The 26,644-nt window shown below is 73.6% G+C and carries 34 protein-coding genes and 1 riboswitch; of the genes, 9 read left to right on the top strand and 25 right to left on the bottom strand.

What is annotated here, in order from left to right:
* Positions 1-3: 3 nt before the first annotated feature.
* Complete coding sequence (locus GA0070213_RS03275; protein ID WP_091058475.1) at positions 4-783, bottom strand: endonuclease/exonuclease/phosphatase family protein; 780 nt, start codon at positions 781-783, stop codon at positions 4-6.
* Positions 784-949: 166 nt separating this feature from the next.
* Between GA0070213_RS03275 and GA0070213_RS03270 the strand changes: the two genes are divergently transcribed.
* Both GA0070213_RS03270 and GA0070213_RS03265 read left to right on the top strand, forming a co-directional pair.
* Positions 950-1,732 carry a sulfite exporter TauE/SafE family protein gene (locus GA0070213_RS03270; RefSeq protein WP_091056906.1) on the top strand — a complete coding sequence of 261 codons (783 nt, stop codon included), beginning with the start codon at positions 950-952 and terminating at the stop codon, positions 1,730-1,732.
* Between the two features lies 1 nt (position 1,733).
* Positions 1,734-2,528, top strand: a complete 795-nt coding sequence (locus GA0070213_RS03265) for a GNAT family N-acetyltransferase (protein ID WP_091056902.1) — start codon at positions 1,734-1,736, stop codon at positions 2,526-2,528.
* On the opposite strand, the gene def is transcribed toward GA0070213_RS03265, so the two are convergent.
* Both def and GA0070213_RS03255 read right to left on the bottom strand, forming a co-directional pair.
* Complete coding sequence (gene def, locus GA0070213_RS03260; RefSeq protein WP_091056898.1) at positions 2,508-3,017, bottom strand: peptide deformylase; 510 nt, start codon at positions 3,015-3,017, stop codon at positions 2,508-2,510. The genes GA0070213_RS03265 and def overlap by 21 nt on opposite strands.
* Before the next feature lie 37 nt (positions 3,018-3,054).
* Complete coding sequence (locus GA0070213_RS03255) at positions 3,055-3,537, bottom strand: MarR family winged helix-turn-helix transcriptional regulator (RefSeq protein ID WP_217628576.1); 483 nt, start codon at positions 3,535-3,537, stop codon at positions 3,055-3,057.
* 52 nt (positions 3,538-3,589) lie between these two features.
* On the opposite strand from GA0070213_RS03255, the gene pip reads away from it, so the two are divergent.
* A complete protein-coding gene (gene pip / locus GA0070213_RS03250; protein ID WP_091056892.1) occupies positions 3,590-4,537 on the top strand; it encodes a prolyl aminopeptidase in 948 nt (315 codons plus the stop codon).
* A 10-nt stretch (positions 4,538-4,547) separates the two neighbouring features.
* Here the strand turns inward: pip and GA0070213_RS03245 are convergent, their stop codons facing one another.
* A complete protein-coding gene (locus tag GA0070213_RS03245) occupies positions 4,548-5,735 on the bottom strand; it encodes a chorismate-binding protein (protein WP_091056888.1) in 1,188 nt (395 codons plus the stop codon).
* A 123-nt stretch (positions 5,736-5,858) separates the two neighbouring features.
* On the opposite strand from GA0070213_RS03245, the gene GA0070213_RS03240 reads away from it, so the two are divergent.
* The gene (locus GA0070213_RS03240; protein WP_013286363.1) at positions 5,859-6,059 is read left to right on the top strand and encodes a DUF5999 family protein; all 201 of its coding nucleotides are present in this window, start codon (positions 5,859-5,861) and stop codon (positions 6,057-6,059) included.
* Positions 6,060-6,153: 94 nt separating this feature from the next.
* Here GA0070213_RS03240 and gcvP read toward each other — a convergent pair whose 3' ends face one another.
* Positions 6,154-8,979, bottom strand: a complete 2,826-nt coding sequence (gene gcvP / locus GA0070213_RS03235) for an aminomethyl-transferring glycine dehydrogenase (RefSeq protein WP_091056884.1) — start codon at positions 8,977-8,979, stop codon at positions 6,154-6,156.
* A gap of 73 nt (positions 8,980-9,052) precedes the next feature.
* Positions 9,053-9,143, bottom strand: a riboswitch (glycine riboswitch).
* Between the two features lie 56 nt (positions 9,144-9,199).
* Complete coding sequence (locus GA0070213_RS03230; RefSeq protein ID WP_091056881.1) at positions 9,200-10,048, bottom strand: NAD-dependent protein deacetylase; 849 nt, start codon at positions 10,046-10,048, stop codon at positions 9,200-9,202.
* Between the two features lie 178 nt (positions 10,049-10,226).
* Between GA0070213_RS03230 and GA0070213_RS03225 the strand changes: the two genes are divergently transcribed.
* Entirely contained in the window at positions 10,227-10,877 is a 651-nt protein-coding gene (locus tag GA0070213_RS03225; protein ID WP_091056877.1) for an NAD(P)H-binding protein, read from the top strand.
* Positions 10,878-10,927: 50 nt separating this feature from the next.
* Here the strand turns inward: GA0070213_RS03225 and GA0070213_RS03220 are convergent, their stop codons facing one another.
* The 15 genes from GA0070213_RS03220 to GA0070213_RS03150 form a co-directional block, all read right to left on the bottom strand.
* Positions 10,928-11,608, bottom strand: a complete 681-nt coding sequence (locus GA0070213_RS03220; RefSeq protein ID WP_091056874.1) for a DivIVA domain-containing protein — start codon at positions 11,606-11,608, stop codon at positions 10,928-10,930.
* Complete coding sequence (locus GA0070213_RS32470) at positions 11,605-12,765, bottom strand: globin domain-containing protein (protein ID WP_091056871.1); 1,161 nt, start codon at positions 12,763-12,765, stop codon at positions 11,605-11,607. Before GA0070213_RS32470 ends, GA0070213_RS03220 begins: the two co-directional genes overlap by 4 nt.
* Positions 12,766-12,767: 2 nt before the next feature.
* Positions 12,768-13,157, bottom strand: a complete 390-nt coding sequence (locus GA0070213_RS03210) for a group I truncated hemoglobin (protein ID WP_091056867.1) — start codon at positions 13,155-13,157, stop codon at positions 12,768-12,770.
* Positions 13,158-13,593: 436 nt separating this feature from the next.
* Complete coding sequence (locus tag GA0070213_RS03205) at positions 13,594-14,160, bottom strand: MerR family transcriptional regulator (RefSeq protein WP_091056864.1); 567 nt, start codon at positions 14,158-14,160, stop codon at positions 13,594-13,596.
* Between the two features lie 202 nt (positions 14,161-14,362).
* Complete coding sequence (locus GA0070213_RS03200; protein WP_091056860.1) at positions 14,363-14,827, bottom strand: bifunctional nuclease family protein; 465 nt, start codon at positions 14,825-14,827, stop codon at positions 14,363-14,365.
* Between the two features lie 202 nt (positions 14,828-15,029).
* Complete coding sequence (ftsR, locus tag GA0070213_RS03195) at positions 15,030-15,731, bottom strand: transcriptional regulator FtsR (RefSeq protein ID WP_175441184.1); 702 nt, start codon at positions 15,729-15,731, stop codon at positions 15,030-15,032.
* Between the two features lie 50 nt (positions 15,732-15,781).
* Positions 15,782-16,234, bottom strand: coding sequence for an oxoglutarate dehydrogenase inhibitor Odhl (gene odhI, locus GA0070213_RS03190; RefSeq protein ID WP_007071101.1), 453 nt, complete (start codon positions 16,232-16,234; stop codon positions 15,782-15,784).
* Between the two features lie 217 nt (positions 16,235-16,451).
* Positions 16,452-16,832 carry a glycine cleavage system protein GcvH gene (gene gcvH, locus GA0070213_RS03185; RefSeq protein WP_091056853.1) on the bottom strand — a complete coding sequence of 127 codons (381 nt, stop codon included), beginning with the start codon at positions 16,830-16,832 and terminating at the stop codon, positions 16,452-16,454.
* Between the two features lie 55 nt (positions 16,833-16,887).
* Entirely contained in the window at positions 16,888-17,853 is a 966-nt protein-coding gene (locus tag GA0070213_RS03180; protein WP_091056849.1) for a DUF881 domain-containing protein, read from the bottom strand.
* Between the two features lie 10 nt (positions 17,854-17,863).
* Positions 17,864-18,196, bottom strand: a complete 333-nt coding sequence (locus GA0070213_RS03175) for a small basic family protein (RefSeq protein WP_007071104.1) — start codon at positions 18,194-18,196, stop codon at positions 17,864-17,866.
* Positions 18,193-19,134 carry a DUF881 domain-containing protein gene (locus GA0070213_RS03170; protein ID WP_091056845.1) on the bottom strand — a complete coding sequence of 314 codons (942 nt, stop codon included), beginning with the start codon at positions 19,132-19,134 and terminating at the stop codon, positions 18,193-18,195. Before GA0070213_RS03170 ends, GA0070213_RS03175 begins: the two co-directional genes overlap by 4 nt.
* Positions 19,131-19,766, bottom strand: a complete 636-nt coding sequence (clsA, locus tag GA0070213_RS03165; protein ID WP_091056842.1) for a cardiolipin synthase ClsA — start codon at positions 19,764-19,766, stop codon at positions 19,131-19,133. The genes GA0070213_RS03170 and clsA overlap by 4 nt, the downstream gene beginning before the upstream one ends.
* Positions 19,767-20,046: 280 nt before the next feature.
* Positions 20,047-20,517 carry a MarR family transcriptional regulator gene (locus GA0070213_RS03160; RefSeq protein WP_091056839.1) on the bottom strand — a complete coding sequence of 157 codons (471 nt, stop codon included), beginning with the start codon at positions 20,515-20,517 and terminating at the stop codon, positions 20,047-20,049.
* A 48-nt stretch (positions 20,518-20,565) separates the two neighbouring features.
* Positions 20,566-21,753: a PP2C family protein-serine/threonine phosphatase gene (locus tag GA0070213_RS03155; protein WP_091056835.1), complete on the bottom strand. Its 1,188-nt coding sequence runs from the start codon at positions 21,751-21,753 to the stop codon at positions 20,566-20,568.
* 80 nt (positions 21,754-21,833) lie between these two features.
* Positions 21,834-22,580: an SAM-dependent methyltransferase gene (locus GA0070213_RS03150; protein ID WP_091056833.1), complete on the bottom strand. Its 747-nt coding sequence runs from the start codon at positions 22,578-22,580 to the stop codon at positions 21,834-21,836.
* 128 nt (positions 22,581-22,708) lie between these two features.
* Here GA0070213_RS03150 and GA0070213_RS03145 point away from each other — a divergent pair, with 128 nt between their 5' ends.
* The 3 genes from GA0070213_RS03145 (at position 22,709) to GA0070213_RS03135 (ending at position 24,325) form a co-directional block, all read left to right on the top strand.
* Positions 22,709-23,590, top strand: a complete 882-nt coding sequence (locus GA0070213_RS03145; protein ID WP_091056828.1) for a universal stress protein — start codon at positions 22,709-22,711, stop codon at positions 23,588-23,590.
* 64 nt (positions 23,591-23,654) lie between these two features.
* Positions 23,655-23,864 carry a phosphatidylethanolamine-binding protein gene (locus tag GA0070213_RS03140; protein WP_091056824.1) on the top strand — a complete coding sequence of 70 codons (210 nt, stop codon included), beginning with the start codon at positions 23,655-23,657 and terminating at the stop codon, positions 23,862-23,864.
* Positions 23,861-24,325: a hypothetical protein gene (locus GA0070213_RS03135; RefSeq protein WP_091056821.1), complete on the top strand. Its 465-nt coding sequence runs from the start codon at positions 23,861-23,863 to the stop codon at positions 24,323-24,325. The genes GA0070213_RS03140 and GA0070213_RS03135 overlap by 4 nt, the downstream gene beginning before the upstream one ends.
* Before the next feature lie 5 nt (positions 24,326-24,330).
* On the opposite strand, the gene GA0070213_RS03130 is transcribed toward GA0070213_RS03135, so the two are convergent.
* Positions 24,331-24,537 carry a hypothetical protein gene (locus GA0070213_RS03130; RefSeq protein ID WP_091056818.1) on the bottom strand — a complete coding sequence of 69 codons (207 nt, stop codon included), beginning with the start codon at positions 24,535-24,537 and terminating at the stop codon, positions 24,331-24,333.
* Between the two features lie 127 nt (positions 24,538-24,664).
* Here GA0070213_RS03130 and GA0070213_RS03125 point away from each other — a divergent pair, with 127 nt between their 5' ends.
* Positions 24,665-25,321 (top strand): hypothetical protein, encoded by a 657-nt coding sequence (locus GA0070213_RS03125; protein WP_091056814.1) that lies wholly within the window; start codon positions 24,665-24,667, stop codon positions 25,319-25,321.
* Between the two features lie 10 nt (positions 25,322-25,331).
* On the opposite strand, the gene GA0070213_RS03120 is transcribed toward GA0070213_RS03125, so the two are convergent.
* The 3 genes from GA0070213_RS03120 to GA0070213_RS03110 all read right to left on the bottom strand — a co-directional run bounded on the left by GA0070213_RS03120 (position 25,332) and on the right by GA0070213_RS03110 (position 26,627).
* Positions 25,332-25,517 (bottom strand): hypothetical protein, encoded by a 186-nt coding sequence (locus GA0070213_RS03120; protein ID WP_091056811.1) that lies wholly within the window; start codon positions 25,515-25,517, stop codon positions 25,332-25,334.
* Between the two features lie 66 nt (positions 25,518-25,583).
* Positions 25,584-25,781: a hypothetical protein gene (locus GA0070213_RS03115; RefSeq protein ID WP_091056808.1), complete on the bottom strand. Its 198-nt coding sequence runs from the start codon at positions 25,779-25,781 to the stop codon at positions 25,584-25,586.
* Positions 25,782-25,826: 45 nt separating this feature from the next.
* A complete protein-coding gene (locus tag GA0070213_RS03110; protein ID WP_091056805.1) occupies positions 25,827-26,627 on the bottom strand; it encodes a hypothetical protein in 801 nt (266 codons plus the stop codon).
* Positions 26,628-26,644: the final 17 nt, after the last annotated feature.

Below are 26,644 nucleotides of genomic sequence, written 5' to 3'. Positions count from 1 at the left end.
GTCTCAGCCGAGGTCGACGACGAGGGGCCGGTGGTCGGAGATGGTGGCCAGCGGCGTGTCGACGGCGGTGACGGGTGGGAGCCGGTCGAGGTGGTGGGGGTCGGCGAGGACGTGGTCGAGTTGGACGCGGGGTTGTCCGGCCGGGTAGGTGGCGCGGCGGGCGAGGGGCCGCCAGCGGGTGAGCGCGGCGGCGGGGCCGGCGGGGAGGTTGAGGTCGCCGAGCAGGATCCGGGGGGCGGGCAGCGCGCGCAGGGCGCGCACGACGCGGCGCAGTTGCCAGATGTTCCAGCCGGGGACGAAGGACAGGTGGGTGGCGGCGACGGTGAGGGGGCCGTGGGGGGTGTCGAGGACGGCGGCGAGCACGACGCGGGGTTCGTCGCGGAGCAGGACGAGTCCGCCGCCGGGGCCGGGGACGTAGATGGGTGAGCGTACGGGTGCGGCGCGCAGGCGGGTGACGTGCCAGGTGCGCACGGGGTGGCGGCTGATGAGTCCGACGCCGTAGAGGGGTTCGCCGTGGCCGTCGTCGTCGTGGGTGAGGGGGCGGAACTGTTCGCCGGGGGTGCCGACGACGGCGGCGGCGAAGCGGTGGTGTTCGGCGTCGAGGGCGCGGGCGGCGAGGGCGGTGAGGTCGAGTTTGCCGCTGCGGGTCTGGTCGCGGTCGACTTCCTGCAGGGCGAGGACGTCGGCGTCGAGGGCGGTGACGGCGGCGGTGAGCCGGTCGGGGTCGACGAGCCCGTCGGTGAGGGAGCGGCCGTGCAGCAGGTTGAAGGTGGCCAGGCGCACCTGCACACCCTACGTCGCTCTGGCAGGCTGGCCGGGTGCTGAAGCTGCTGTGCTGTTCGATGCTGGTGTTCGTGGCGGTGGCGTGCGTGGGGATGTGGTTGCGGCGGCGTCGGGGCCGGTGAGGCTGGCCACAGCCGTTCTTCCCGGTGGCGGCGGGGTGGGCAGAATGCGCGGCGTGGATGCGTGGGCGTTGACGACGTTGCTGTGCGTGGCCGCGTTGGCGGGCTGGGTGGACGCGGTGGTGGGCGGCGGCGGCCTGGTGTTGTTGCCGGCGTTGTTGGTGGCGGCGCCGGGGGTGCCGGTGGCGACGGCGTTGGGGACGAACAAGTTGGCGGCGATCTTCGGCACGTCGACGGCGGCGGTGACGTATGCCCGGCGTACGAAGCTGGACTGGGCGGTGGCGGGTCCGGCGGCCGGGTTGGCGGTGGTGACGGCGGGTGTGGGTGCGGCGTTGGCGGGGGCGGTGCCGGCGGGGGCGTACCGGCCGGTGGTGTTGGTGGTGTTGGTGTCGGTGGCGGTGTTCGTGGTGACCCGGCCGCGGTTGGGCACGGTGTCGGTGCCGTCGCGGCGGACCCGGTCGCGGGTGGTGGCGGCGGTGCTGGTGGCCGGGTTGGGCATCGCGTTGTACGACGGGTTGATCGGTCCGGGCACCGGGACGTTCCTGGTGTTGGCGTTCACCGCGTCGGTGGGTGCGGATTTCGTGCACGCCTCGGCGATGGCGAAGGTGGTGAACGCGGGGACGAACCTCGGCGCGTTGGTGGTGTTCGGGGTGAGCGGGCACGTGTGGTGGTGGTTGGGCGCGGCGATGGCGGTGTGCAACGTGGCGGGGGCGGCGGTGGGCGCGCGGATGGCGTTGCGTCGGGGCGCGGGGTTCGTGCGGGTGGTGTTGCTGGTGGTGGTGCTGGCGTTGGTGGCGCGGTTGGGCTACGACCAGTGGGTGGTGGGCTGAGGTGGCGGTGCGGGCGGAGCACGACCGGGCGGTGCTGGCCGGGCTGTTGGGGCGGGATCCGGTGTTGCACGCCTACCAGTTGGGTGATCTGGACGATTTCTTCTGGCCGTTCACGTCGTGGTTTCGCGCCGGCGACGAGGTGGTGTTGCTGTATCACGGGGTGCAGTTGCCGACGGTGTTGGCGTTCGCGGCGCCGGGTCGGGTGGCGGCGTTGGCGGCGTTGCTGAGGCGGGTGGCGCCGGTGTTGCCGGCGCGGTTGTACGCGCACCTGTCCCCGGGGCTGATCGGGGCGCTGGCCGGGTCGTTCGGCCACGTCCCGGGTGGGCGGCACCATCGGATGGCGTTGACGGATCCGGGGCGGCTGGCGGGGGTGCCGCCGGCGGGCGAGGTGTTGGGGGCGGCGGATCTGCCGGAGTTGCTGCGGTTCTACGAGCGGGCGTATCCGGGGAACTGGTTCGACGCGCGGATGGTGGAGACGGGGCAGTACGTGGGGGTGCGCGACGGCGGTGAGCTGGTCGCGGTGGCGGGGGTGCACGTGTTCTCGCCGGCGTACGGGGTGGCGGCGTTGGGCAATGTGGCGACGGTGCCGCGGTGTCGGGGGCGGGGTCTGGGCGCGGCGGTGGTGGCGGCGTTGTGCGGGCGGTTGCGCGAGCGCGTGGGGCACGTCGTGTTGAACGTGAAGGCGGACAACACGGCGGCGGTGCGGTTGTACGAGCGGGTGGGGTTCACCCGGGTCGCCGACTACGACGAGTTCTCGCTGGTGTCCCGGGTGGGGTCAGCGGCCGCGGCTGGGTGAGTCGAAGCGCCCGGCGCGGATCTCGCGCAGTGCCTGGCGGCGGGTGTCGCCGCGCAGGGTGTCGACGTAGAGGCGGCCGCGCAGGTGGTCGGTCTCGTGTTGCAGGGCGCGGGCGAGGAAGCCGCTGCCGGTGATGGTGAGCGGTTCGCCGTGCTGGTCGTGGCCGTGGGCGGTGGCGTGCAGGGCGCGGGGGGTCGGGAAGTAGAGCCCGGGGATGGACAGGCAGCCCTCGTCGTCGTCCTGGAGTTCTTCGGACAGCTCCAGGGTGGGGTTGACGAGGTGGCCGCGGTGGCCGTCGGCGTCGTAGACGAACACCTGGGTGTTGACGCCGATCTGGGGTGCGGCGACGCCGGCGCGGCCGGGCGCGCCGAGCAGGGTGTCCATCAGGTCCTGCACGAGGGCGCGTAGTTCGGCGTCGAAGGTGGTGACGGGTTCGCTGGGGGTGCGCAGGACGGGGTCGCCGATGATCCGGATCGGGCGCATAGTCATGCCCGGAAGGGTATCCGTCGCTTACCGGGCGCGGGTGTCACCGGGCGGGTGGGAGCAGTCCGGTGTCGGCGATGCGGTCGCGTAGCGGGCGGCGGCGCAGCGCGTCGAGCACGGCGTACAGCTCGTCGGCCAGGGGCACGGGCAGTTCGGTGTCGAGCCGGCGTACGGCGGCGGTGGTGGCGGCCCATTCGGCTTCGACGGCGGGTAGCAGGGTGCGGGCCCGGTCGGTGAGGGTGACGATGCGGTGCCGGGCGTCGGCGCCGGGGGTGAGGGTGACCAGGCCGGCGTGGCGCATGCCGGCGACGGTCTGGCTGGCGGCGGAGTGGGTGACGCCGACGCGGGTGGCCAGGTCGCGGATGGGTAGCGGCCCGTCGGCGACGAGCACGCGCAGCACGGGTGAGTAGCGGGGCCGGTAGTCGGTGAGGCCGAGGCGGGCGTGCACGGCGGCGACGTCGGCGTCGAGGGTGTCCAGGACGTGGCGCAGCAGGGTGCCGAGGGCGTCGCGGTCGGGGGCGGTCACGTCCGCTAATGTAACAGCGCTGTTGTATCCGGTGTCGGGGAGGACCGCGGACATGTATCCACCGATCGAGCCGTACGCGTCGGGTCACCTGGACGTCGGTGACGGCCAGCGCGTGTACTGGGAGACCTGCGGCAACCCCGACGGGCGGCCGGCGCTGGTGGTGCACGGCGGCCCCGGCTCCGGCGCCGGCGCGGGGTGGCGCCACCTGTTCGACCCGGACGCCTACCGGATCGTGCTGTTCGACCAGCGCGGCTGCGGGCGCAGCACCCCGTCGGCGGCCGACCCGGCCACCGACCTGTCGACGAACACCACCGGGCACCTGGTGGCCGACATGGAGGCGCTGCGCGCGCACCTGGGCGTCGAGCGGTGGTTGCTGTGCGGCGCGTCGTGGGGTTCGGCGTTGTCGCTGGCGTACGCCCAGGCCCACCCGGGCCGGGTCACCGCGCTGGTGCTGTTCAGCGTGGTGGCCAACACCCGCCGGGAGATCGAGTGGGTGACCCGGGACATGGGCCGGGTGTTCCCGCAGGAGTGGGCGCGTTTCCGCGACGGGGTGCCCGAGGCCGAGCGCGACGGTGACCTGGCCGCCGCGTACGCCCGGCTGCTCGACGACCCGGACCCGGCGGTGCGGGACCGGGCGGCGCGCGACTGGTGCGCCTGGGAGGACGTGCACGTCTCCCTCGCCGGCGGCCACACGCCCAGCCCCCGCTACGCCGACCCGGTGTTCCGCTACGGGTTCGCCCGGCTGGTCACCCACCACTTCGCGAACCTGGGTTTCCTGGCCGACGGTCAGCTCCTGCGCGACGCCGGGCGCCTCGCCGGCATCCCCGGGGTGCTGGTCCAGGGCCGCCTCGACGTCAGCGGGCCGCCGGACATCGCCTGGCGGTTGACCCAGGACTGGCCGGACGCCCGGCTGGAGATCGTCGAGACCGGCGGCCACGGCGGCGGGCACGGCATCGGCGAGCGGGTGGTCGCCGCGCTGGACGCGTTCGCCGCCGCCTGAGCCGGCGCGCTCAGCCGGCGGCGAGCAGCGCCCGCACCGGGGCGGCCTTGGCGGCGGCCTCCGCGACCTCGGCGGCCGGGTCGCTGCCCCAGGTGATGCCGCCGCCGGCCCACAGGTGCAGCCGGTCGGCGTCGGCCGCGGCGGTGCGGATGGTCAGGCCCAGGTCGAGCCGGTCCGGCGCGACCCAGCCGAGGGCGCCCATGCCGGCGCCGCGCCCGACCGGCTCGAGCGCGGCGACCTGGGCCAGGGCGGCGTGCTTGGGCGCGCCGGTCACCGACCCGCCGGGGCACACCGCGCGCAGCAGGTCGGCCAGGCCCAGCCCGTCGGCGGGCGCCGCGGACACGGTCGACTCGGCCTGCCACAGGTCGCACCAGCGGCGTACGGCGAACAGCTCGTCGACGCGCACCGAGCCGGTGCGGGCCACCCGGGCCAGGTCGTTGCGCTCCAGGTCGACGATCATCACGTGTTCGGCGCGTTCCTTGGCCGAGGTGAGCAGCTCGCGGCGCCCGGCGGCGGTGGCCGGTCGGGTGCCCTTGATCGGGCGGGTGACCAGCCGGCCGCCCGACACGGCGACGAGTGTCTCCGGGGAGGCGCAGCCCAGCGCCCAGCCGGGCCCGGTCAGGGTGCCGCCGTAGCGGGCGCCGGGCAGCGCGGCGAGTCGCGCCAGCGCCGGGCGTGGGTCGCCGGCGTACCCGGCGGTGGCGTGCCCGACGAGGTTGACCTGGTAGACGTCGCCGCGGGCGATGGCGGCGCGGACCGCCTCGACGGCGTCGGCGTGCGCGCGGGGGGTCCAGCTGTCGCGCCAGTCCCCCAGCCACCAGCCGCCCGTGGTCGGCGGCGGCGGCGTCGTCTCGGCGTGCCGGTAGACGACCACGACCAGGTCGGGCAGCGCGGGCACCGGGGTGGGCGCGCCGGTCGGCGCGCCGATGGCGTACGCGCCGGCGGCGGCGGACAGGAACAGCGCCGCCCCGCACACCCCGTCGGGCGCGTGCCGGCCGGGTCGGGTCAGGTCGTCGACGGGTACGCCGTGTGCGCCCAGGAAGCGTTGGGCCAGGTCGGCGGGGTCGCCGCCGTCGCCGAGGCGCCACTGCAGCCGGGCGGTCTCGACCAGTCGGGACCGGCAGGACCGCGGTGCGCCGGGCACATCGACCGGTACCTGTGGGAGCGCTTCCACGACGTCCGGTCGGTTCCGGATCATCCGTTCAGCCGATTCTGGGTGAACAAGACGCATCCTTGCTCGATGCCGCGCGGTTTCGCTTGGTACTGTGCGTCACTGGTCATGTGAACCATGACACAGTGCCCCCACAGTCCGGAGAACCCGATGTGTCAGCACCAGCCCACCTGCCCCTCCGCCGACGCGACCGACCGCGAAGCCGCCCGCGTCCTCGCCTGCTTCCCTGAGCAGGGCTGGAGCCTGCTCTGCAACGGCGTCATCGTCTTCGAGGACACCGGTGAGCTGCTCCCCGACGGGCGGACCATCGCCCCGCACCGGGGACCGGCCCGCCACGCCCTCGTCGCCTGAGCGATCACGCAGCGTCAGTGAGCGTACGCGCCGGCGGTGACCGTCGGCGCGCCGGCCGGGGCGGCGATCCACCCACCGCCCCGGCGCGATGCGCTCAGTCCTCCTCGAACGCCTCCGGCGCGGGGCACGAGCAGACCAGGTTCCGGTCGCCGTACGCGCCGTCGACCCGCCGCACCGGCGGCCAGTACTTCCCCGCCCGGTCCACCCCGGCCGGGTAGGCGCCCACCGACCGCGGGTACGGGTGCGGCCACTCGTCGGCGGACACCATCGCCGCGGTGTGCGGCGCGTTCGCCAGGGGGTTGTCCCCCGCCGGCCACCGCCCCGACGCCACCTCGTCGATCTCGGCACGGATGGCGATCATCGCGTCGCAGAACCGGTCCAACTCGGCCAGGTCCTCGCTCTCGGTCGGCTCCACCATCAGCGTGCCGGCCACCGGGAACGACATCGTCGGGGCGTGGAAGCCGTAGTCGATCAGCCGCTTCGCCACGTCGTCGACGCTGACGCCGGTGGCCTTCGTCAACGGCCGCAGGTCCAGGATGCACTCGTGCGCCACCAGGCCCTTGTTGCCGGCGTACAGCACCGGGAAGTGCTGCCGCAGCCGCGCCGCCACGTAGTTCGCCGCCAGCACCGCCACCGCGGTGGCGCGGGCCAGCCCGTCCGCGCCCATCATCCGCAGGTACGCCCACGGGATCGGCAGGATCCCCGCCGACCCGTAGCGGGCCGCCGAGATCGCCGGCCGCCCGTCGACGTGCCCGCCGACCGGGTCACCGGGCAGGAACGGCGCCAGGTGCGCGCGCACCGCCACCGGCCCCACGCCCGGGCCGCCGCCGCCGTGCGGAATGCAGAATGTCTTGTGCAGGTTCAGGTGCGACACGTCCGCCCCGAACTTCCCCGGCTTGGCGAACCCGACCAGCGCGTTGAGGTTCGCCCCGTCGACGTACACCTGACCGCCGGCGTCGTGGACCTTCGCGCACAACTGGGCGATGCCGGTCTCGTACACCCCGTGCGTCGACGGGTACGTCACCATGATCGCGGCCAGGGCGTCCCGATGCTTGTCGATCTTGGCGTCGAGGTCGACCAGGTCGACGTTTCCGTCGGCGTCGCAGCCGACCACCACCACCCGCATGCCGGCCATCACCGCCGACGCGGCGTTGGTGCCGTGCGCCGACGACGGGATCAGGCACACGTCGCGGTGCCCCTCACCCCGGTCCCGGTGGTAGGCGCGGATCGCCAGCAGCCCCGCCAGCTCGCCCTGCGACCCGGCGTTGGGCTGCACGCTGACCGCGTCGTAGCCGGTCACCTCCGCCAGCCACCCCTCCAACTGGGCGATCAGCCGCCGGTAACCGGCGGTCTGCGCCTCGGGCGCGAACGGGTGCAGGTGCGCGAACTGCGGCCACGTCACCGGTTCCATCTCGGTGGTGGCGTTGAGCTTCATCGTGCACGACCCCAGCGGGATCATGCCCCGGTCCAGCGCGTAGTCGAAGTCGGCCAACCGCCGCAGGTAGCGCAGCATCGCCGTCTCCGAGTGGTGGGAGCCGAACACCGGGTGGGTGAGGAAGTCCGACGTGCGCGCCAGCGAGGCCGGCACCGCCGCGTCGACGTCGCCGTCGACGCCGTCGACGCCGAACGCCGCCCACACCGCCGCGACGTGCGCCGCCGTGGTCGTCTCGTCGCAGGACACCCCGACCCGGTCCGCGTCGACCAGCCGCAGGTTCACGTTGCGCTGCGCCGCGGCGGCCACCACCTGCGCGGCCCGCCCCGGCACCGTCGCGGTGACGGTGTCGAAGAACGCCACGTCGGCCACCTCGACGCCGCCGGCACGCAACCCGGCCGCGAGCCGCGCCGCCGCCTCGTGGGTACGCCGGGCGATGGCGCGCAGCCCGTCCGGGCCGTGGTAGACCGCGTACATGCCGGCCATCACCGCCAGCAGCACCTGCGCGGTGCAGATGTTGCTGGTCGCCTTCTCCCGCCGGATGTGCTGCTCGCGGGTCTGCAACGCCAACCGGTAGGCCGGGTTGCCGTCGGCGTCCCGCGACACCCCGACGAGGCGGCCCGGCAACATCCGCTCCAGCCCGGCGCGCACCGCCAGATAGCCGGCGTGCGGGCCACCGAAGCCCATCGGCACGCCGAAACGCTGCGTGGTGCCGGCGGCGATGTCCGCGCCGATCTCCCCCGGCGGGCGCAGCAGCGTCAACGCCAGCAGGTCCGCCGCCACGGTCACCAGCGCCCCGGCGTCGTGCGCGGCGGCGACCAGTCCGGCGTGCTCACGCACCGCGCCGGACGCGCCCGGGTACTGCAGGTGCAGGCCGAAGAACTCCGCCGGCAGCGCCTCGACGTCCAGGTCGAGCACCCGCACCTCGATGCCCAGCGGCTCGGCGCGTCCGGCGATCACCGCGATCGTCTGCGGCAGCGCGTCGGCGTCCACCACGTACACCGGGCTCTTGACCTTGCTCGCGCGGCGCGCGAGGGTCATCGCCTCGGCCGCGGCGGTGCCCTCGTCGAGCATCGACGCGTTCGCCGTCGCCAACCCCGTCAGGTCGGTGACCATCGTCTGGAAGTTCAGCAGCGCCTCCAGCCGGCCCTGGCTGATCTCCGGCTGGTACGGCGTGTACGCGGTGTACCAGGCCGGGTTCTCCAGCACGTTGCGGCGGATCACCGCCGGGGTGTGCGTGCCGTGGTAACCCAGGCCGATCATCGACACCGCGACGGTGTTGTCGGCCGCGAGGGCGCGCAGTTCGGCGATCGCCTCCCGCTCGCCGGCCGGCGCCGGCAGGTCCAGGGTGCCGTGCCAGCGGATCACCTCGGGGATCGCCGCGTCCATCAACTCGTCGACGGAGCCGTAGCCGACGGCCTCCAGCATCCGGCGCTCGTCGTCCGGGCCGGGGCCGATGTGCCGGTCGGCGAACTGCTCTGCGGTCATGCGCGGCGCTCCTTGCGGGGGCGAGGTCGACGGGTCGGCCTCCCCCTGAGTCGCGCTGACGCGCTCCACAGCGCCTGCCCACGTGGTCCTTTTGCCTGAGAGGTTCCGGGGAGAATCTGCCCCTTCGGCGCCGTCTGCTCGACGGTCTCTCCCACGTGGGTGGTACCGGCACCCTCCACGCTACCAGCGGCCGTGTTTCCGGCTCATGTCCCGGGGGTGATCACACCGGCGCGGGCGCCGACGCCGCGAACCGGGCCGCCACCGCGGTCAGGGTGGCGCCCAACGGCGCGTCCAGGCGCAGCGTGGCGTATCCGTCGCCGCGGGTCGCCCCCTGGTTGACGATGCCCACCGGGATGCCGTGCTTCGCCGCGCGCAGCACGAACCGCCGACCCGACATGACCGTCAACGACGAGCCGAGCACCAGCAGCGCCCGGGCCCGCTCGACCAGGGCGAAACAGTCCGCCACCCGGGCGGCGGGCACCGTCTCGCCGAAGAACACCACGTCCGGTTTCAGCATGCCCGCGCCGCACACCGCGCAGTCGACGGTGCGGAACCCGGCGACCGCGTCGTCGGGCAGGTCCACGTCGCCGTCGGGGTTGACGTGCGCCACGGCCGCGTCGAACCCCGGGTTGGCCTCGCTGAGGCGCCGGTGCAGCTCCGCCCGGCCGGTGGCGTTGCCGCAGTCCAGGCACGTCACCTCGTCGAGGCGCCCGTGCAACTCGATCACCCGAGTCGCGCCGGCCGCGGTGTGCAGCCCGTCGACGTTCTGGGTGATGATCCCGCCGAGCAGCCCGGCGTGCTGCAACCGGGCCACCGCCCGGTGCCCGTCGTTGGGCGTCGCCCCGGCGATGGTGCGCCACCCCAGGTGGCTGCGCGCCCAGTAGCGCCGCCGCGCGTCCGGATCCCGGGTGAACGCCTGGTAGGTCATCGGGGTGTGCCGGCGCGCCGCGCCGCTGGGCCCCCGATAGTCCGGGATGCCCGACTCGGTGGACAGCCCCGCACCGCTGAGCACCACCACGTCCCCGGCGGCCACCAGCCGCGTCAAGGCCTCGAACGCATCTCCACTCACCCGTCCATGCTCCCTCGCCCACCCCCAAACCCCCACCCCGCGCCCACCTACCCTCGTCGATCTTGGACTTGCGGCGCCCAGGAACGTCGGTTTCGGCCGGAAACCGGAGGCGCCACAAGACCAAGATCGGCGCGACAACCCGCCGGCCCGGAGGTTGCCGGGCGGCTACGGTGGGTCCATGCGCGTCGTCATCGCCGGAGGGCACGGGAAGATCGCCAAACTGCTGGAACGGGAACTCGCCGGGCGCGGGGACACCGCCGTCGGGCTGATCCGCAACCCCGAACACGCCGCCGCCCTGCGCGCCGCCGGCGCCGAACCGGTCGTCTGCGACCTGGAACACACCGACGTCGACGCCCTCGCCGCCCACCTCGACGGCGCCGACGCGGTCGTGTTCGCCGCCGGCGCCGGCCCCGGCAGCGGCGCCGACCGCAAGGACACCGTCGACCGCGGCGCCGCCGTGCTGCTCGCCGACGCCGCCGTACGCGCCGGCGTCCGCCGCTACCTGCTGGTCTCCTCGATGGGCGTGGACAACCCGCCGGCACCCGACACCGACGACGTGTGGGCGGCCTACCTGCGCGCCAAGAAAGCCGCCGAGGACGACGTCACCGGCCGGGACCTCGACGTCACCGTGCTGCGCCCCGGCCGGCTCACCGACGACGAACCCGCCGGCCGGATCACCCTGGCCCGGCCCGTCACACCCGGCGCGGTCAGCCGCGCCGACGTCGCCCGGGTGCTGCTGGCCCTGCTGGACGCACCCGACACCGCCGGGCACACCGTCGAACTCGTCGCCGGCGACACCCCCATCGCCGAGGCCGTCGCCCGCATGTGAGGAAGGGCCCCCTCGCAACGCCTGACGTCGAGAAGGGGCCCCCTCTCACCTCAACGCTGGTGACGCGGCAACGCCGGCTGCGCCTCGCCGGCGCCCACCGGCGGGGCCTCCCGGGCGATGCGCTCCATGGTGCGCGCCAACTGCTCACTGCCGTCGTCCAGGTGCCGCGCCGCCGCCCGCATGTGCGACATCATCATCTCCCCGAAGATCCGCAACGCCTCCCGCGTGGCCACCGAATCGTCCGCGTTGCCACCGGCCGCGCTGCGGTACTCCATCACCGCCCGCTCGGCCTCCTGCTTCGCCTCCTCCGCCGCCGCCCGCAGGTAACTCTCGTACTGCGTGCGGGCGTACTCGGCGACCCGCCGGGCGTAGTCGTGGGCCTGCGCGATGATCTGCTCGGCCTCCCGCTGCGCCGCCGACAACAGGTTGACCTCCTTCGCCGCCGGCATCACCGGCTTGTCGGCGCTCGGGATCACCCCGTGCCGGTGCAGCTCCAGATGGTCGTTGAGCCGCTCGTTCTCCGCCCGCAGGTTCGCCACCTGCGCGGCCAACAGATCCAACTCGTCGGCCACCTGCAACCGGAACCGGTCCACGTCGGCCTGCTCGTAGCCGCGACGGGTGAACGCCGCCGACCCGAACTCCCACCGCCGCACCCGATCCGGGGTCAGCCGCACCTGCACCGGCCCGGACACCTGCTGCGCGTCGTAACCGCTGATCGGAGTCGCACTCACCGGAAACCTCCGTCAGGGGTGGTCACGGTACGCCACGTCGGCCCGTACCAATGCTTACCGAAACCCTCGTGGTGCAGCTGACCCGGCTGGTAGCCGGCACCCGTCAACGCCGCCACCGAATGGCCCACCATCTCGTCCGACCCGCACACGTACACATGCCGCGACCGCCAGTCCCCGTCGGCCAGCACCCGGTCGACCACCCGCGCCACCTCACCCGGGCGCCGCGGATCCGACCCCGTCACGTACGACACCCGCAGCCACGGATGCGACGCCGCCACCTTGTCGATCGCCTCGCTGTCATAGAACTCCGTACGCGAGCGGGCCCCCACGTACAGGTCCACCTGCCGCCCCGAACCCTCCGCCGCGACCTGCTCCACCAGCGCCTTCACCGGCGCCCAGCCGGTACCCCCGGCCAACAGCAGCAGATCCGACGAACCGGCCGGCCGCAACGTCAACCGGTCCCCCACCGGCGCCGCCAGATGGATCTGGTCACCCGCCGCGCACCCGTACACCAACCGCGACGACACCGCGCCACCCGGCGCCGCCCGCACGTGCAACTCCACCGTGCCGTCCGGACGCGGCGCGTTCGCCGGCGAGTAGTACCGCCACGACCGCACCGCCGGATGCGACACCCCGATCGACTGCCCCGGCGTGAACGGCAACAGGTACTGCGGCCGCACCGTCACCACCGCCACGTCGAAGGTGCGCCGCTCGTGCGCCAGCACCTCCGCCACCCACCACGGCGGGGAATGCGCCTCCGCCGCCTGCGCGGCCTCCGTCATCACCTGCGCGACCAGCCCGTACGCCGCCGCCCAGTCCGCCGCCAACTCCTCGGACCACGCCGCGCCGCTGAAGTGCCGCAACGTCTCCAGCAGCGCCCCACCCACCGCCGGATAGTGCTCGGCGCGCACCGCGAACTTGCGGTGGTCGGCGCCGAGCTGCTGCAGGAACCCCACCAACCGGTCCACCTGGTCCACGTGCGACACGATGTGCCCCAACGCGGACACCAACCGGTCCCGCTGCCCGGCCATGTTGGTGCCGAACATCTGCCGGGTCTCCGGATGCGCCAGGAACAACGTCGAATAGAAGTAGAGCGGCACCTGGTCGCCGTGCCCGGCCACCAGCGACCAGCTCTGCTTGAGCCGTGCCGCGTCCACGCTCAGGCGTTCCCCGCCGACACGACCTGGTCCCGCACCTGACCGAGCACGACCTGCACGTCGGCGATCACGTCCGCCGGCACACCCAACTCCACCAACGTCGCCGTCAGGTGCTCGCCGACCTTCGCGTAGTGCGCGCCCGCAATGTCCAACGGCTGGTGCGCCTCCGCCAGCCCCCGCCCCGCGTACTCGTTCGGGCCGCCCAACACCACCGCCAGCATCAACGCCAGGTGCCGCCGCTGCTCGGCCATGTCCACCCCGGTGAAGTAGCCGGCCAGGTCCGGGTCCGCCAACACCTTGTCGTAGAACAGCTCCACCGCGGCCTTCACCGCCGCCGCGCCGCCGATGCGCTCGTAGTGGGAGATCGGGGTGGTCTCGCTCGTCACCGTCATGCTCGGTCCTTCCGCCAGGGGGCCGCGGCAGCGCCGCGGCAGGGGCATCGCCAGCCGACGCGGCGTCACCCACCGTGACGTCGACGCGCCGACGACCGAGACGGACCATAGCGCCTCCGCCGCCACAGTTCACGCGTGCCCTATCGGCGTCCCGACAACCCTCAACTACGGACGGTCAACAATCCGGCCCCATCCGATGGACGCGGCGCACGCAGCCCACCACAGCCGGTCAACCCGGCCCCCGTACCGTCTCTTTCGGACACTGCGCAGACACCCACCGCCACCTGCGCACACCCGCCCCACCACGCACACCGGTCGCGCCGACACCCCGAACCGGCCCCGGACACCCCACCACGCTCACCGTCGGTCACCGAAACGACGAATCGCGCCGGGCCGAAAGGCCACGACGCGATCCCGTGCACGAGACGCCGATCGATCAACCGGCCCGACGCCGCGCCCGACGCGCCGCCAACTCGTCCCCCACCGACTCCACCTCCGGCTCCACCGCCGGGGAACCCCGCTCCGGACCCCCCGCCGGCTCCGCCGGAAGATGCGACAACGAACCCTGGATCTCCTTGAACGCGCCACCGATCGCGATGCCGAACACCCCCTGGCCGCCCTGCAACAGGTCGACCACCTCCTCCGGCGACCGGCACTCGTACACCGTCGTCCCGTCGGAGATCAACGTGATGCCCGCCAGATCATCCACGCCACGCGACCGCAACGCGTCGATCGCCTTGCGGATGTTCTGCAACGACACCCCGGCGTCCAACAACCGCTTCACGACCTTCAACACCACCAGGTCGCGGAACGAGTACAACCGGGACGTCCCCGAACCCGACGCGTCACGCACACTCGGCACCACCAGAGACGTCCGCGCCCAGTAGTCCAGCTGCCGGTAACTGATGCCCACCGCCGAACACGCGGTCACACCCCGGTAGCCCACCTCACCGTCACCGGCCAGCGGTTCCCCACTCGGACCAGGATCCTGCGGCTCGTGCATCGGACCAACCTCCCCGCCCGTGCGGCGCCACGTCGACTTCCCCGTACGCGCACCCCTCGACACGGCCACCCTAACGCCGCCGAGCCGACGACACCGGCAGGAGACACCCGACACGCCGCGCCACCGACAGCACACACGGCGGCAAGCCGCCACCACCGTGACAACCACCGCCGCGCACCCCGACCCACCGGCCGGCCACCGCTCAGCCCGCGAAATCCTCCGGACGCACCTGGTCCAGGAACTCCCGGAACTTCTCCACCTCGTCCTCCTGCTCGTCCGGGATCACGATCCCCGCCTCGCTGAGGACCTGCTCCGCACAACGAATCGGCGCACCCACCCGCAACGCCAACGCGATCGAGTCACTCGGCCGCGCCGACACCCGCACCCCGTCACCCAGCAGCAGATCCGCGTAGAAGACGTTCTCCTTCAACTCGGTGATCTCCACCGCCCGCAACGGCGCCTGCACCGCCGCCAACACGTCCCGCAGAAGATCGTGCGTCAACGGCCGAGCCGGCTTGACACCCTGCTGCTCGTAAGCGATCGCCGTCGCCTCGACCGCGCCGATCCAGATCGGCAGATAGCGGTCCCCCTCGACCTCCCGCAGCAGGACGATCGGCTGGTTGCTGGGCAACTCCACCCGAACTCCGACCACGCTCAGCTCGCGCACCGCCGCCTCCGTGTCGTCGTCACCTTCGCACCGCGCCCTTCCCTGCACGGTACACGGACCAGGACACGCAAGTCCCACGCGCTACGTGCACCACGCCTCGACAGACGGGCTTACCCCGGCAAGCCTACGACACGCCCACTCCGGCCGAACGGCGCGCGCCCACCCACGACGAAGGGCCGGACACCCCACGGCGCCCGACCCCTCACCGACCCAACGTCGACCGCAGCCCCACCCGCACCAACGCCGCGTGCAACTGCTGCGACAACGCCATCAACTCCCGCGCCGTCTCCGCCGCCCGGGCCCGCGCCGCCGGATCACTCTGCCGCGCCAACGGCGCCACCAACTGCGCGAACAGACCGACCTCCCGATCCGCCGCCGACCGGTACGCCCGCAGATGCCGCGGCTGGAACCCGTACGCCGCCAACCCCGCCACCGCACTCGCGATGATCAACGCATCCGCGTCGTACCAGCCCGGCGGATCCGACACGAGCACACCGAGCCGCTCCAACTCCACCAACGTCGACTCGTCGACGCCGCTGCGCGACAGCAGCTCCGACCGGCCCAACCGCACCTCGGACGACTCGACCGGCTCCACCGACTCCCGACCCGGCACCTCACCACCCGGACCGACCGCCACCAGATTCGGCCGCGACCGCCCCGACGGCGCACCCGACGAATCCCACTCCGCCAACTGCTCCCGGATCACCCGCAACGGCAGATACTGATCCCGCTGCGCGGTCAGCACGAACCGCAGCCGCGCCACGTCGTCCCAGCCGTACTTCCGGTAACCCGCCGGCGTCCGCTGCGGCTCCACCAGGCCCTCGGCCTCCAGGAACCGCAACTTCGAAATCGTCACGTCCGGAAACTCCGCCCGTAACTGCGCCAACACCTCGCCGATGCTCATCAGCCCAGGCGAGCGCGCCGCACCGGACGGCGTCGAAGCCGCAGGCTCGTTCACCCCCGGCCGGCCTCCTCCTCCGGGCGCGGACCGGCGATGAACACCACCCGAAACTTGCCGATCTGCACCTCGTCACCGTTGCTCAACGTCGCCGCCTCGACCCGCTCACGGTTCACGTACGTGCCGTTCAGGCTGCCCACGTCCCGCACCGTGAACGTGCCACCGTCGCGGTGGAACTCCGCGTGCCGCCGCGACACCGTCACGTCGTCGAGGAAGATGTCACTGTCCGGGTGCCGTCCACTCGTCGTCACATCGTGGTCCAACAGGAACCGGGCACCCGCATTCGGGCCCCGGCGAACCACCAGCAACGCCATTCCCGGCGGCAACGAACCGGACATGCGGCTCGGCACCACATCGGTGTCCGGCCCCTCCAGCACTTCGTCGAGCGAACCGAGATTGAGCGTCGAAGTGACGTCGAGCGGGGGGAACTCGTCGTCTGGGCGCGTCATGGGACCACCTCACGGATCTGTTCGGTCGGCGTCGGGGAATGGCGGGTCTGGCCGCCGGGCAAACCCACACCCGGCGGCTGGCTCCCCGTGCCCGGGAAGGCGCATTCCGCAACGCTCAAACTATTGGTTCTCGGTCGACTGGGCGAGCCTAGCCAGCGCCGAAATGCAGGGCAACCGGACGCGCGGAACCAACCCCGCCGCCCGGAACGACACGAACTCAGCTCTCGGTGAGCTCGCGGTACGCACCAGCGGTCAACAGACCCTCGACCGCCGCCGGATCATCCGGAGTGATCTCCACCAACCAACCCGCACCGTACGGGTCCGTGTTGATCACCTCCGGCGTGTCGGCCAACGCCTCGTTGCGCGCCGACACCGTGCCACTCAACGGCGCGTAGATCTCCGACACGCTCTTCGTCGACTCGATCTCCCCCAGCGACTCACCGGCCGCCACCACCGCACCGGCGTCCGGCAGTTGCACGAACACGATGTCACCCAGGGCGTCCTGCGCGAAGTGCGTGATACCGACGCGGACGACACCACCGTCACCACCGACCACCCACTCGTGCTCGGCGGTGTACCGCAGATTCTCAGGAATCACCAACTGCGTCCTTCGTCATCGGCGCACCGGGAGGAACCGGCGCGGCCGCGACCGGTCAGGAGACCGGCCGGGCGTGGTCCAGCTTGATCGGCGCGTGCAGCTGCGAAACCTCCACAACCTCACGATCCTCGGACGTCACGTTACCGCCGTTGTTCCGCACCGTTGAGACCACCCCGCCCGGAATGTTCAAAGCCGTACGCATCGTCGCCGGGTCACCGATCACCAGGATCGTGAACGGGCCACCCAACCGACGCCCGTCCACCACCAGACCACCACCGGAGGCGTCCACGAAATACGTCGACGCGATGACCCGCACCGCGGTGCCGTCCGCACCCTGGATCTGCATCGCCTCCGCCCCCGCGCCCCGCAACTCCTGCACCGCGTCCAGGATCCGCGTCGACGACATCGCCTTGCCCGACCCCGAGAACCGCACCTCCAGGCCCGGCCCCACCGCCGGCAGCGTCCCCGCCAGGATGCCCAGCTCGTCCGCGCGCCGCGTCGCCTCCTGCAACGCCGCCTGCCGACCCTGCGCACCCGAACGCAACTGCCGCTGGCTCTCCTCCAACGCCTCGATGTCCTGACGCAGCCGCCGCTCCCGCGAATCCAGATCCGACGAGATCCGCACCAGGTCCTCCTCCCGCGTCGCCGCGAGCGTCGGATCCGTCGACGTCGTCTTGAGCTGCACCACCAGCGTGAAACCCAACAACGCCAGCAACACGCCGATCATCGCGCCCGCCGAGGTGAACCGCCGCGCCACCGGCACCCGCCCACGCTCCGACCCGGCCGCACCCGGCTCGTCCTTCGGCGCCGCCGACTCCTCGGGCTCCACCGGCAGCGCCGGCTCGACCGGGTCGGGCTCCGGGCCCTCGGGCACCACCGGCTCCACCGGGGCCAACGGGCTCAACTCGTCCGGATCCGGCGCGTCCGGACGCGGATCCGGCTCACCCGCCGGACCCGACGACCGCCCCGGCACCGCCGGCTGCGGCCACCCCGTGCCCGTCTCCCTGTGCTCCTCGCTCATCGCCACCAACCTACGCCCGGAACAGGTGCCGGCGGATCGCCGCCACGTTCCCGAAGATGCGCACCCCGAGCACGACCACCACGCCGGTGGACAACTGACCACCCACACCCAACTGGTCACCCAGATACACGATCAGACCCGCCACCAGCACGTTCGAGATGAACGACACCACGAACTGCTTGTCGTCGAAGATCCGGTCCAGCTTCGCCCGCACCCCGCCGAACACCGCGTCCAACGCGGCCACCACCGCGATCGGCAGATACGGCTGCAACGCCGCCGGCACCGTGGGATCCAGGTACACCCCCAGCACCACACCGGCGAGCAACGCCAGCACCGCGATCATCGGCCACCTCCGGAGGGACTGGGGGAAACACCCGAGCCGGACGGCCCGGGGCTGGACGAACCCACGACTGGCGAACCCGACGGACTCGGACTCACCGAGGGCTCGGCGTAGCGTAGCCGTGGCTCGGGAGCGGCCGGGAGGGTGAGGTCGTCGACCTCCTTCACCCCGAACGACAACCCCTCCGTCCGCGCCACCTCCCGCATCAACGCCGCCGCCCGGCCGTCGTCGAACCTGTCCCGCATCGACCCCGGCCCGATCGCCTGCACCTCGTACGGGCTCGTCACCGGCCGGTAGTCCACCAGGATCGCCTCACCGGCCTGCCGGATCGTCGTCGTCGCCGTCAACCGCTGCCCGTTGATCGACACGGCCTCCGCGCCCGCCGCCCACAGATCGTTCGCCACCTTCTGCAGATCCGAATACAACACCTGCGACTCCGCCACGTCCTCGCCCGTCACCGCGTCCTGGTCGCGCGGGGCGTCGGCCAACCGCACCACCACACCGTCGCCCCGCACCCGGCCCAGGCCGGTGCCCGCCTCCAGATCGCGCAACCGGGACGCCTGCGAGCCGCCCAGCGCCGCGTCCCGCTGCCGGCCGACCTCCTCGCGCAACTGCTCCGCCCGGGAGGTCAACCGATCGGTCTCCGCCTCCCGCTGCTTGATCTCGGCGATCAGCCCGGCCCGCGCCGTCGCCCGGCTCGGCTCCGCGGCCATCGTCTCCTGGTACGCCACCGCGAACAGGAAGCCGATGACCGCCAACACCGCCAGGCTCACCGGCCGCCCCAGCACCTGCCGCGCCCGCGACACCGGACCCGTCGCACGTCGCGCCGCCGCGTCGCGGTAACCCGGATCCAGCGGATTGCGGAACAGCTCGGTCAGGAAGTCCGGCGCGTACACCCGCGCCGACGGGTCGCGCTCGGCGTCGCGCGGCGGCGCCGTCATGCCGTCGCTCCCGCGCGCCGGGCCCGCATCTCCCGGACCAGCCGGCGGGCCTGCACCACGTACATCGCGCCGGCGACCCAGTAGAGCACCAGACCCCACCACGCCAGCCCCCACCCGATCGCCCCGGCGGCGGTGGCCGCACCCGGCGCGGCGTCGGCCAGCAGCAGGAGCGGGAACGCGGCCAGCAGCAGGAACGTCGCGGTCTTGCCCACGTAGTGGACCGGCGGCGGGCCGTAGCCGTGGCGGCGCAGCACCCCCAGCGAGCCGAGCAGCAGCAGCTCACGGGCCAGCAGCGCGGCGGTGAACTGCCAGGGCACCACCTCGCGGGCGGTGAACGCGAGCAGCGTCGCCAGGATGTAGAGCCGGTCGGCCAGCGGGTCCAGCAGCTCGCCCAGCCGGCTCACCTGGCGCATCCGTCGCGCGATCCAGCCGTCCACCCAGTCGCTGGTGCCGCCCACGGCCAGCACCGCAACGGCGATCACGTCGGCCCGGACGACGAGGAAGAGCCAGAGGAAGAGCGGCACACCCAGCAGCCGCACGAAGCTGATCAGGTTGGGCAGGGTGAGGACGCGATCGGCCGCGGCCGTCGAACCATCCCCCGGGTGCTCCGCCGGAGCCGGCCCACGCGACACCCCAACCCCCCTTCGCAGCACGGTCCGGCAGCCGTACGAGCGGCCGCCGGAAGAACGTGCGCGTTGTCGGCCGGTCAGATGCCGGCGCCCTCCCCGATGCGGCCCACCATCGAATCGATCATGCGCCGGCCAGTTGCGCTGCCACTATATCGGGCTCCCCCACGTGCTCCGCCCGCTGCGCTGCGTGGCTGCTCAGTGTCGTGACGGTGGTGACCGTCACAGCGGCTAAGGCATCCTAGGACACTAGCTGAATGCGGGAGCCGGTGCGGCGGACCGGACATCAGGCGGTGCGCGCGGTCGAGTCGGAGCCGGTCTGCGGCGCGTTCATGGTGGCCGCCTGGCCGAACGCGAGCAGCGCCAGCAGCAGCTCGTGCTGCACCCGGTTGGGCATCCGGTCGAGCACGGCCTGCACCGCCCGGTGCCGTCGCTCCTGCAGTTCCCGCAGCAGCGACTCGGCGGCGTTCGTCGGCAGCAGGCGCACCTCGCGGCGGTCGCGCGGATCGGCCACCCGACGCAACAGGCCCACCGCCTCCAGCCGGTCGCAGAGCCGGCTGGCCGACGACGGCACCACGTCCAGCAGCTCGGCCAGCCGGTTCACGTTGGTGTCCGGGTGCGACATGATCAGCGACAGCACCCGCAACTGGGTGGGCGAGACGCTGACGGTGTCCCGCGAGACGGCGGAGTCGAGCACACCGATGAGCGCCCCGGCAGCCGCCTCGACGGCCGCGGCAAGATTCGGAGGTCGCTCCACCCGCTGTCCCCTGCGATCGTCTCGCTCGTGTTCGCTCCGCCGCTCCGGTCACTGCCCGGTGACGTCGTCCGACCGGCTGGAACCGCGCCAGTCCAGGCAGACGACGACCGCGTCGTCGCGGAGATCCGCGTCGGCATGATACGCGTGCAGTTCGCGCATCACCGTACCAACTGCCTCGGTCGCCGGCTGCAGCCGAGTGGACCGCATCGCCCGCGCCATCGCTCGATTCCCGTAGGGCTCCTGCTCGTCCGGCTCCGCCGCGTACACCCCGTCGCTGACCACGAACAGCCGGTCCCCCGGCTCCAGGCCGAACTCCTGCACCGCGTAGCGGGTCTCGGCGAACATGCCCAACGGAAGCTGCTGCTCCAGCGTGACCCGGGTGACCCGGCCGCCGCGCAGCCGCAACACGTGCGGGGAACCGGCGTCCACCGCCCGCACCACGCCGCGCCGGTCGTCCAGCTCCAGCAGCAGCGTGGCCACGTGCCGCTCCCCGCGGTGCTGGTAGAAGATCGTGTCGGAGGCCAGCTCCGCCTGCTCGACCAGGCTGCCGCCGGAGCGGCGCGCGTTGCGCATGGCGTTCACGGTCACCGCGGTGAGCAAGGACGCGGACAACCCGTTGCCGGCGCCGTTGAGCACCGTGACGGTGAGCCGATCACCGTCGACCGACCAGTCGAAGTGGTCGCCGCCCACCGTGTAGGCCGGTTCGAGCTGCCCGGCCAGCAACACGTCGCCGTGCCGGACGCTGCGCCCGGGCAGCAGGTCCCACTGCATCTCCGCGGCCATGCTGAGCCGTTCCCGGCGGCGCGCCCGGCGGTAGCGGTCGGTCTCCCGGTCGGCCGCCCGGATCGCCACCGCCAGGTCGCCGGCCGCCTCCCGCGCGGCGGCGACGGTCTCCGCGTCCGGCGTGGCCGGCAGCTCCACCATCAGCACGCCGAGCCGCTCCCCCCACACCGACAGCGGCAGGTAGGCGCGGCAGCGGCCGTCGTCAGCCGTGTCCAACACCGGCTGCTGACTGCTGAAACAGCGCTGGGCCACGCCGTGGGAGCGGAGCGGGCCGCCGTCGGGCCGATCCGGGTCCAGCACCGGCCAGAGGCCGCTGGACCGGTAGTCGGCGACGAACACCTCCGCCCGCACCGCGCCGAACGTCTGACGGAGCACCGCTTCCGCGGCCTCCGCCAGCTGGTCGGGTGGCGCCGTGCGCAGGGCACGCGACACCGGTCCGGACGCCTCCGGCATGTGCTCATCCTCCGATGACGACTATTGCTACAGGGCAAACATCATACGGAGGGCCACCGACACCGGGCCGGGGGTGCCGGTCAGCCGGCCGGACGCTGCGCCAACGCGCCGTAGAACGCGTCCGGCACCGGCTCCGGCTCGCCCACCGGCCGCCACCGGGCGACCGGCACGACGCCCTCGACCGTGGGTCGCCACCGACCGAGCAGCGGCGCGAACCGCTCGGGCGCGCGCATCCGGAACGCCGGACCCATCATGGCCAACGCCTCCGGGTGCCCGGCCAGCTCCTCGCCGTCGACGTCGATCGCCAGCCAACTGCCCGGCGCCACCGCCTCGTACAGCTCGTCGAGGGTGCGGGCGAGCGTGTCGTCGTCCAGGAACGCGGCCAGCCCGAGGAAGACCACCCCGACCGGCCGACGCCCCCACCCCGGCACGAAGCGGCGCAGCAGGGCCGGGTCGAGGGTACCGATGTCGGTGGCGTCACCGTGGCCGTAGCCCACCCGGTCGCTGCCGGCCAGCAGACGCCGGCCGAGCCGGACCGTCTCCGGGTCGACATCGGTGTAGAGGACTGTGGCATCCGGCACCACCTCGTGCACGTTGCCGCAGGTCGGGACGCCGGCGCCGAACACCAGGAAGCCGTCGACACCCTCGGCGGCGATCGCCCGCACCGCCCGGCCCAGGAAGCCCCGCAACGAGCGGAAGATCGCCGCACACGGCCCGTACGCCGCCTCGAACGCGGATGCCGCCGCCACGTCCACCGGGCGGTGGTGCCGGCCGCCGAGCCAGTGGTCGATCATGCGGGCGGTGCTCGGTGCCTCCGGTGCGGCCATCGACGAGGCTCCCTCCCCTGGGCGCTGACCGCCAGCGTACCGAGCGGTCCACTCACGCGGTATCGGCCCGGCGGGGCCACGCCGGCCGCGATACTGACGCCAGGGCGGCCGGCGACGGGAGGCACGGGGTGAACTCGGCGAACGGCGCGGCAGTGGTGGTGGGCGTGGACGGCTCGGAGCCGGCGGCCCGGGCGGTACGCCTGGCGGCCCGGGAGGCCGACCGCCGCAACCGCCCGCTGCGGGTGGTGCACGCCTTCATCTGGCCCCTGCTGCGCGTGCCGGTGTCCGCGCCCGCGCAGTCGCCGCCCGGGGCCGGCCTGCGCCACCAGGCCGAGCAACTGGTCACCGACGCGGTCGCGGTGGCCCGGGCGGAGTGCCCCGGGCTGCGGATCACCGGCGAGATCATCGACGGGGAGGCGGCCGCCGTGCTGCTCGGTGAGTCCCCCGCCGCCGCGCTGGTGGTGCTCGGCGACCGGGGTCTCGGCGGCTTCGCCGCGCTGGTGGTCGGCTCCGTCGCGGTGCAGGTCGCCTCGCACGCCGACTGCCCGGTGCTGATCGCCCGCGGCACGGACCGCGCCGCCGGCCCGGTGGTGGTCGGCGTGGACGGCTCGCCGCTGTCCCGCGACGCGGTCGAGTTCGCCGCCGGCACCGCGTCCGCGCGCGGCGCCCGCCTGCACGCCGTGCACGCCTGGACCCATCCGACCTCGCGGGGGCCGGGCGACATGCAACCCCTGGTGTACGACGAGGACCAGGTACGCGACGAGGAGGAACGGGCGCTGACCGAGACACTGGCCGGCATCGACGAGCGCTGGCCGGATCTGCCGGTGACCCGCGAGGTCGTGCACGCCCGCCCGGTCGCGGCGCTCACCGCGGCCTCGCGCGACGCCCAGCTGGTCGTGGTCGGCCGGCAGGGGCGCGGCGAGCTGACCGGGCTGCTGCTCGGCTCGGTGAGCCAGGCGGTGCTGCACCGCGCCGACTGTCCGGTCGCGGTGGTGCGCGCCCCCGACTGAACGGTTGTCCGCGCCCCGGGCGGGTAGACGGTGCCGTCAGCCGAAGCGACCGGAGGAGGCGGCGATGCCAGGACCACGGCCGGGCAGCAACGCGTACGACAAGCAGCGGGCACGCCTGCGCGACCGCGTCGAGCAGTCCGGACGGGCCGCCGACCAGGAGGCGAACCAGGTGGCCAACCGGATCCTGCAGGACGACCGGGGTCAGCGGGGCGTCGTGCGGGGCGAACGGACCTACGGACCCAAGGGTGAGCGCGAACCGGGCGACCCGAAGTGAGGGCGGCACCGCTGGTCGACGGCGCCATCGCGGGCGCCGTCGGCAGCGCCGTGCTCAACGTGGTCAGCTATCTCGACATGACGGTACGGGCCCGCCCGGCGAGCACCACCCCGGAGACGACCGCCGGCCGACTCGCCGACGTGGCGCACGTCGACCTGGGGCCGGTGGAGGAGGCCGCGAACCGCCGGGCCGGCCTGGGGCCGGTGCTCGGATACGTCACCGGGATCGCGGCCGGGGCGGCCTTCGGTCTGCTCGCCGCCCACCGGCGGGTGCCGCTGCCGGTGGCCGTGCCGCTGCTCGGCGGCGGGGTGATGGCCGTCTCGGACAGCTCGATGACGCTGCTCGGTGTCACCGACCCGCGCACCTGGCGCCGGATCGACTGGCTCTCCGACCTGGTGCCGCACCTGGCGTACGGGTTGACGGCCGCGGCCACCTGGCGGAGGCTGCGGCCGTCGTCGTGACCCGCTCAGCGGTCGCTGGCGTCGTCGGCCACCGGCTCACCGGCCGGGCCGTACGGCGACGTCTGCCCCTTCGGCACCGGCCGCCCCGCGTCGGCGTTCGACGTGCCACCGCCACGCGAGCGGTCCCCGCCGCCGACGGCGGACTTCCGGCTGTCCTGGCTGGTCGCGCCGAGGTCGTTGCGGCGAAGTTCCTCCTGCTGCGGCTTGACCACAGGTCTCTCCCTCCGGTGGGTGCGCACGGCCGTCGACCGGGCACGTGAGCGGGGTACCCGCCGCCGCCCGGCGCATTCCGCCACCGCGTCGGGGTCTGGTCCGGCTCCCGGTGGGTAACCGGGACGAATGGCGGACGATCGGAACGTGGCGCGAGCCCTGCTGGACCGGCAGTCCCGCACGTACGCGGAGGAGGCCGGGATCACCCTCGCGGACCGGCCCGGCCCGCTCTACCAGCTGCTGGTGCTCACCACGCTGCTGAGCACCCGGATCCGGGCGAGCGTGGCGGTGGCCGCGGCGCGGGAGTTGTTCACCGCCGGTTGGCGCACCCCGCAGGCGATGGAGGCGGCGAGCTGGCAGCAACGGGTGGACGCGCTGGGTCGGGGTCACTACCGGCGCTACGACGAGCGGACCGCCACCATGCTCGGCACCGGCGCCCGGCTCTGCCTGGACCGGTGGCACGGCGACCTGCGCCGGCTGCACCGGGAGGCCGGCGCGGACCGGACGGTGCTGCGCCGGTTCCTCACCGAGTTCCCCGGCATCGGCCCGACCGGCGCGGACATCTTCCTGCGCGAGGCGCAGGCGGTCTGGCCCGACGTGCGCCCGTACGCCGACCGGCGGACCCTGGCCGGGGCCCGGCGCCTCGGCCTGCCGGCGAACCCGGGCAGCCTGGTCGGGCTGGTCGGGGAGGCGGACTTCGGGCGGCTGGCGTCGGCGCTGGTGCGGGTGGCGCTCGGCGAGGAGTCGGCCGGCGAGGTGAGCCGCACCGCCGCGGCGTCCGGTTGAGCCGACGCGGCTACTTGGCCGGCCCGGGCCGGGTCAGGTGCCAGGCCAGCAGCGAGGCGAGCAGCGCGAGCAGCACCACGCCGCCGGAGATGCCGCCGCCCTCGCCGCCGCTGGCACGGTGCCCGGTGGCGCCGAAGTAGATCACCGCCAGCCCGGCGAGCACGGTGACGAACGTCCGCAGTCCTCGGTCCTTCACGCCCCGCACGGTATGGCCGGCGGTGGCACCGGGCCCGCGGTTCGCCCCGGATGTCCCCCGTTCGGGTCAGTCGGTCTCCAGGTCGTCGAGGGAGACCGCGTGCGTCATCAGCCAGCGGGCCAGCGCGGCCATCCCGAACAGCCACAGCGGCGCCGACTCGGTGGTGCCGTTGGTGGCGAAGATGGCGAACCGCAGGTCCGGGGCCCGATACGCCTCGATGCGCCATCTGTGGTTCTTGTCCCGCCAGATCGCGGAGGGGTCCATGGCGTCACGGTAGGTGACCGGGCCGGGCCGCCGTCGCCGGTTGGCTCACCAGCTCGGCACCAGGTCGTCGCCGAGGACCACGCCGAGCCCCACCACCACGAGCGACACCCCGATGCCACCGACGATCCACCAGCCCAGCCCGCTCCAGCCGGAGCGGCGCGACCCGGTGGCGGGCGCGTCCGCGCGCCAGCACTCCCGGTACGCCCAGGCGAGCACGCCGACGCCGAGCGGCAGCAGCCCGATCCAGAACCAGTACCACCGCGTGCCGAGCACCGGCGGTGGGCCGGCGAGCAGGGTGAGCAGCCAGGCGGCACCGATCACGAGTGCGATCACGGTGGCGGCGTCGGCGAGCGCGTCGGCCCGGGTGTCGCCGAAGTGGGTGGTGGCGTCGAGGGCGCGGGGGTCGGCCAGCGGGTCGGTCCACGGGTCCCGGAACCGACCGCTGTCCGGGTCCGGCGACGCGCCGGTCGCCGCCGGGGACGGGGAGCCGGGATCGGCGCCCGGCTGCGGATCCGGGTCGGCGCCGTCCTCGCCGTCGGTCACCGGCGCAGGCACGTACGCGTAGTGGAAACGGCCGTCGGGGCGGGCCCAGACCACCGTCGAGCCGCCCTCCGCGAACCGGGGTTCCGGGCGGCGGGCCCAGGGGCCGGAGTCGTCCCATCCCTCGGCACGGGTGATCGTCAGCACCCGGCCGGCGGCGAGGTCACGCTGCAGGCCGGCCTCGTCGTCGGCGCGCGGCGCGGTCCACCAGGCCAGCGCCGCCCAGACCAGCCAGCACGCCAGCAGCGCCGCCGGCAGCGCCCGCCGGCGCAGCCAAGCCCGGTCGAGACGACGCGTGTCGATCATGCCGATACTCTGACATC

The sequence above is a fragment of the Micromonospora humi genome (assembly GCF_900090105.1).
In the GTDB taxonomy this organism is placed as follows: Bacteria; Actinomycetota; Actinomycetes; order Mycobacteriales; family Micromonosporaceae; genus Micromonospora; species Micromonospora humi.
Note: the sequence above shows the minus strand (reverse complement) of the source record. Positions and strands in the feature narration are given on the sequence as shown.

Coding starts and splice junctions, on each gene's coding strand:
- GA0070213_RS03270 (WP_091056906.1), top strand. CDS start 950: ATGCGCGGCGTGGATGCGTGGGCGTTGACGACGTTGCTGTGCGTGGCC.
- def (WP_091056898.1), bottom strand. CDS start 3,017: ATGACTATGCGCCCGATCCGGATCATCGGCGACCCCGTCCTGCGCACC.
- pip (WP_091056892.1), top strand. CDS start 3,590: ATGTATCCACCGATCGAGCCGTACGCGTCGGGTCACCTGGACGTCGGT.
- GA0070213_RS03245 (WP_091056888.1), bottom strand. CDS start 5,735: ATGATCCGGAACCGACCGGACGTCGTGGAAGCGCTCCCACAGGTACCG.
- GA0070213_RS03240 (WP_013286363.1), top strand. CDS start 5,859: ATGTGTCAGCACCAGCCCACCTGCCCCTCCGCCGACGCGACCGACCGC.
- gcvP (WP_091056884.1), bottom strand. CDS start 8,979: ATGACCGCAGAGCAGTTCGCCGACCGGCACATCGGCCCCGGCCCGGAC.
- GA0070213_RS03225 (WP_091056877.1), top strand. CDS start 10,227: ATGCGCGTCGTCATCGCCGGAGGGCACGGGAAGATCGCCAAACTGCTG.
- GA0070213_RS03210 (WP_091056867.1), bottom strand. CDS start 13,157: ATGACGGTGACGAGCGAGACCACCCCGATCTCCCACTACGAGCGCATC.
- GA0070213_RS03205 (WP_091056864.1), bottom strand. CDS start 14,160: ATGCACGAGCCGCAGGATCCTGGTCCGAGTGGGGAACCGCTGGCCGGT.
- ftsR (WP_175441184.1), bottom strand. CDS start 15,731: ATGAGCATCGGCGAGGTGTTGGCGCAGTTACGGGCGGAGTTTCCGGAC.
- odhI (WP_007071101.1), bottom strand. CDS start 16,234: ATGACGCGCCCAGACGACGAGTTCCCCCCGCTCGACGTCACTTCGACG.
- GA0070213_RS03180 (WP_091056849.1), bottom strand. CDS start 17,853: ATGAGCGAGGAGCACAGGGAGACGGGCACGGGGTGGCCGCAGCCGGCG.
- GA0070213_RS03175 (WP_007071104.1), bottom strand. CDS start 18,196: ATGATCGCGGTGCTGGCGTTGCTCGCCGGTGTGGTGCTGGGGGTGTAC.
- GA0070213_RS03170 (WP_091056845.1), bottom strand. CDS start 19,134: ATGACGGCGCCGCCGCGCGACGCCGAGCGCGACCCGTCGGCGCGGGTG.
- GA0070213_RS03155 (WP_091056835.1), bottom strand. CDS start 21,753: ATGCCGGAGGCGTCCGGACCGGTGTCGCGTGCCCTGCGCACGGCGCCA.
- GA0070213_RS03150 (WP_091056833.1), bottom strand. CDS start 22,580: ATGGCCGCACCGGAGGCACCGAGCACCGCCCGCATGATCGACCACTGG.
- GA0070213_RS03140 (WP_091056824.1), top strand. CDS start 23,655: ATGCCAGGACCACGGCCGGGCAGCAACGCGTACGACAAGCAGCGGGCA.
- GA0070213_RS03125 (WP_091056814.1), top strand. CDS start 24,665: ATGGCGGACGATCGGAACGTGGCGCGAGCCCTGCTGGACCGGCAGTCC.
- GA0070213_RS03115 (WP_091056808.1), bottom strand. CDS start 25,781: ATGGACCCCTCCGCGATCTGGCGGGACAAGAACCACAGATGGCGCATC.
- GA0070213_RS03110 (WP_091056805.1), bottom strand. CDS start 26,627: ATGATCGACACGCGTCGTCTCGACCGGGCTTGGCTGCGCCGGCGGGCG.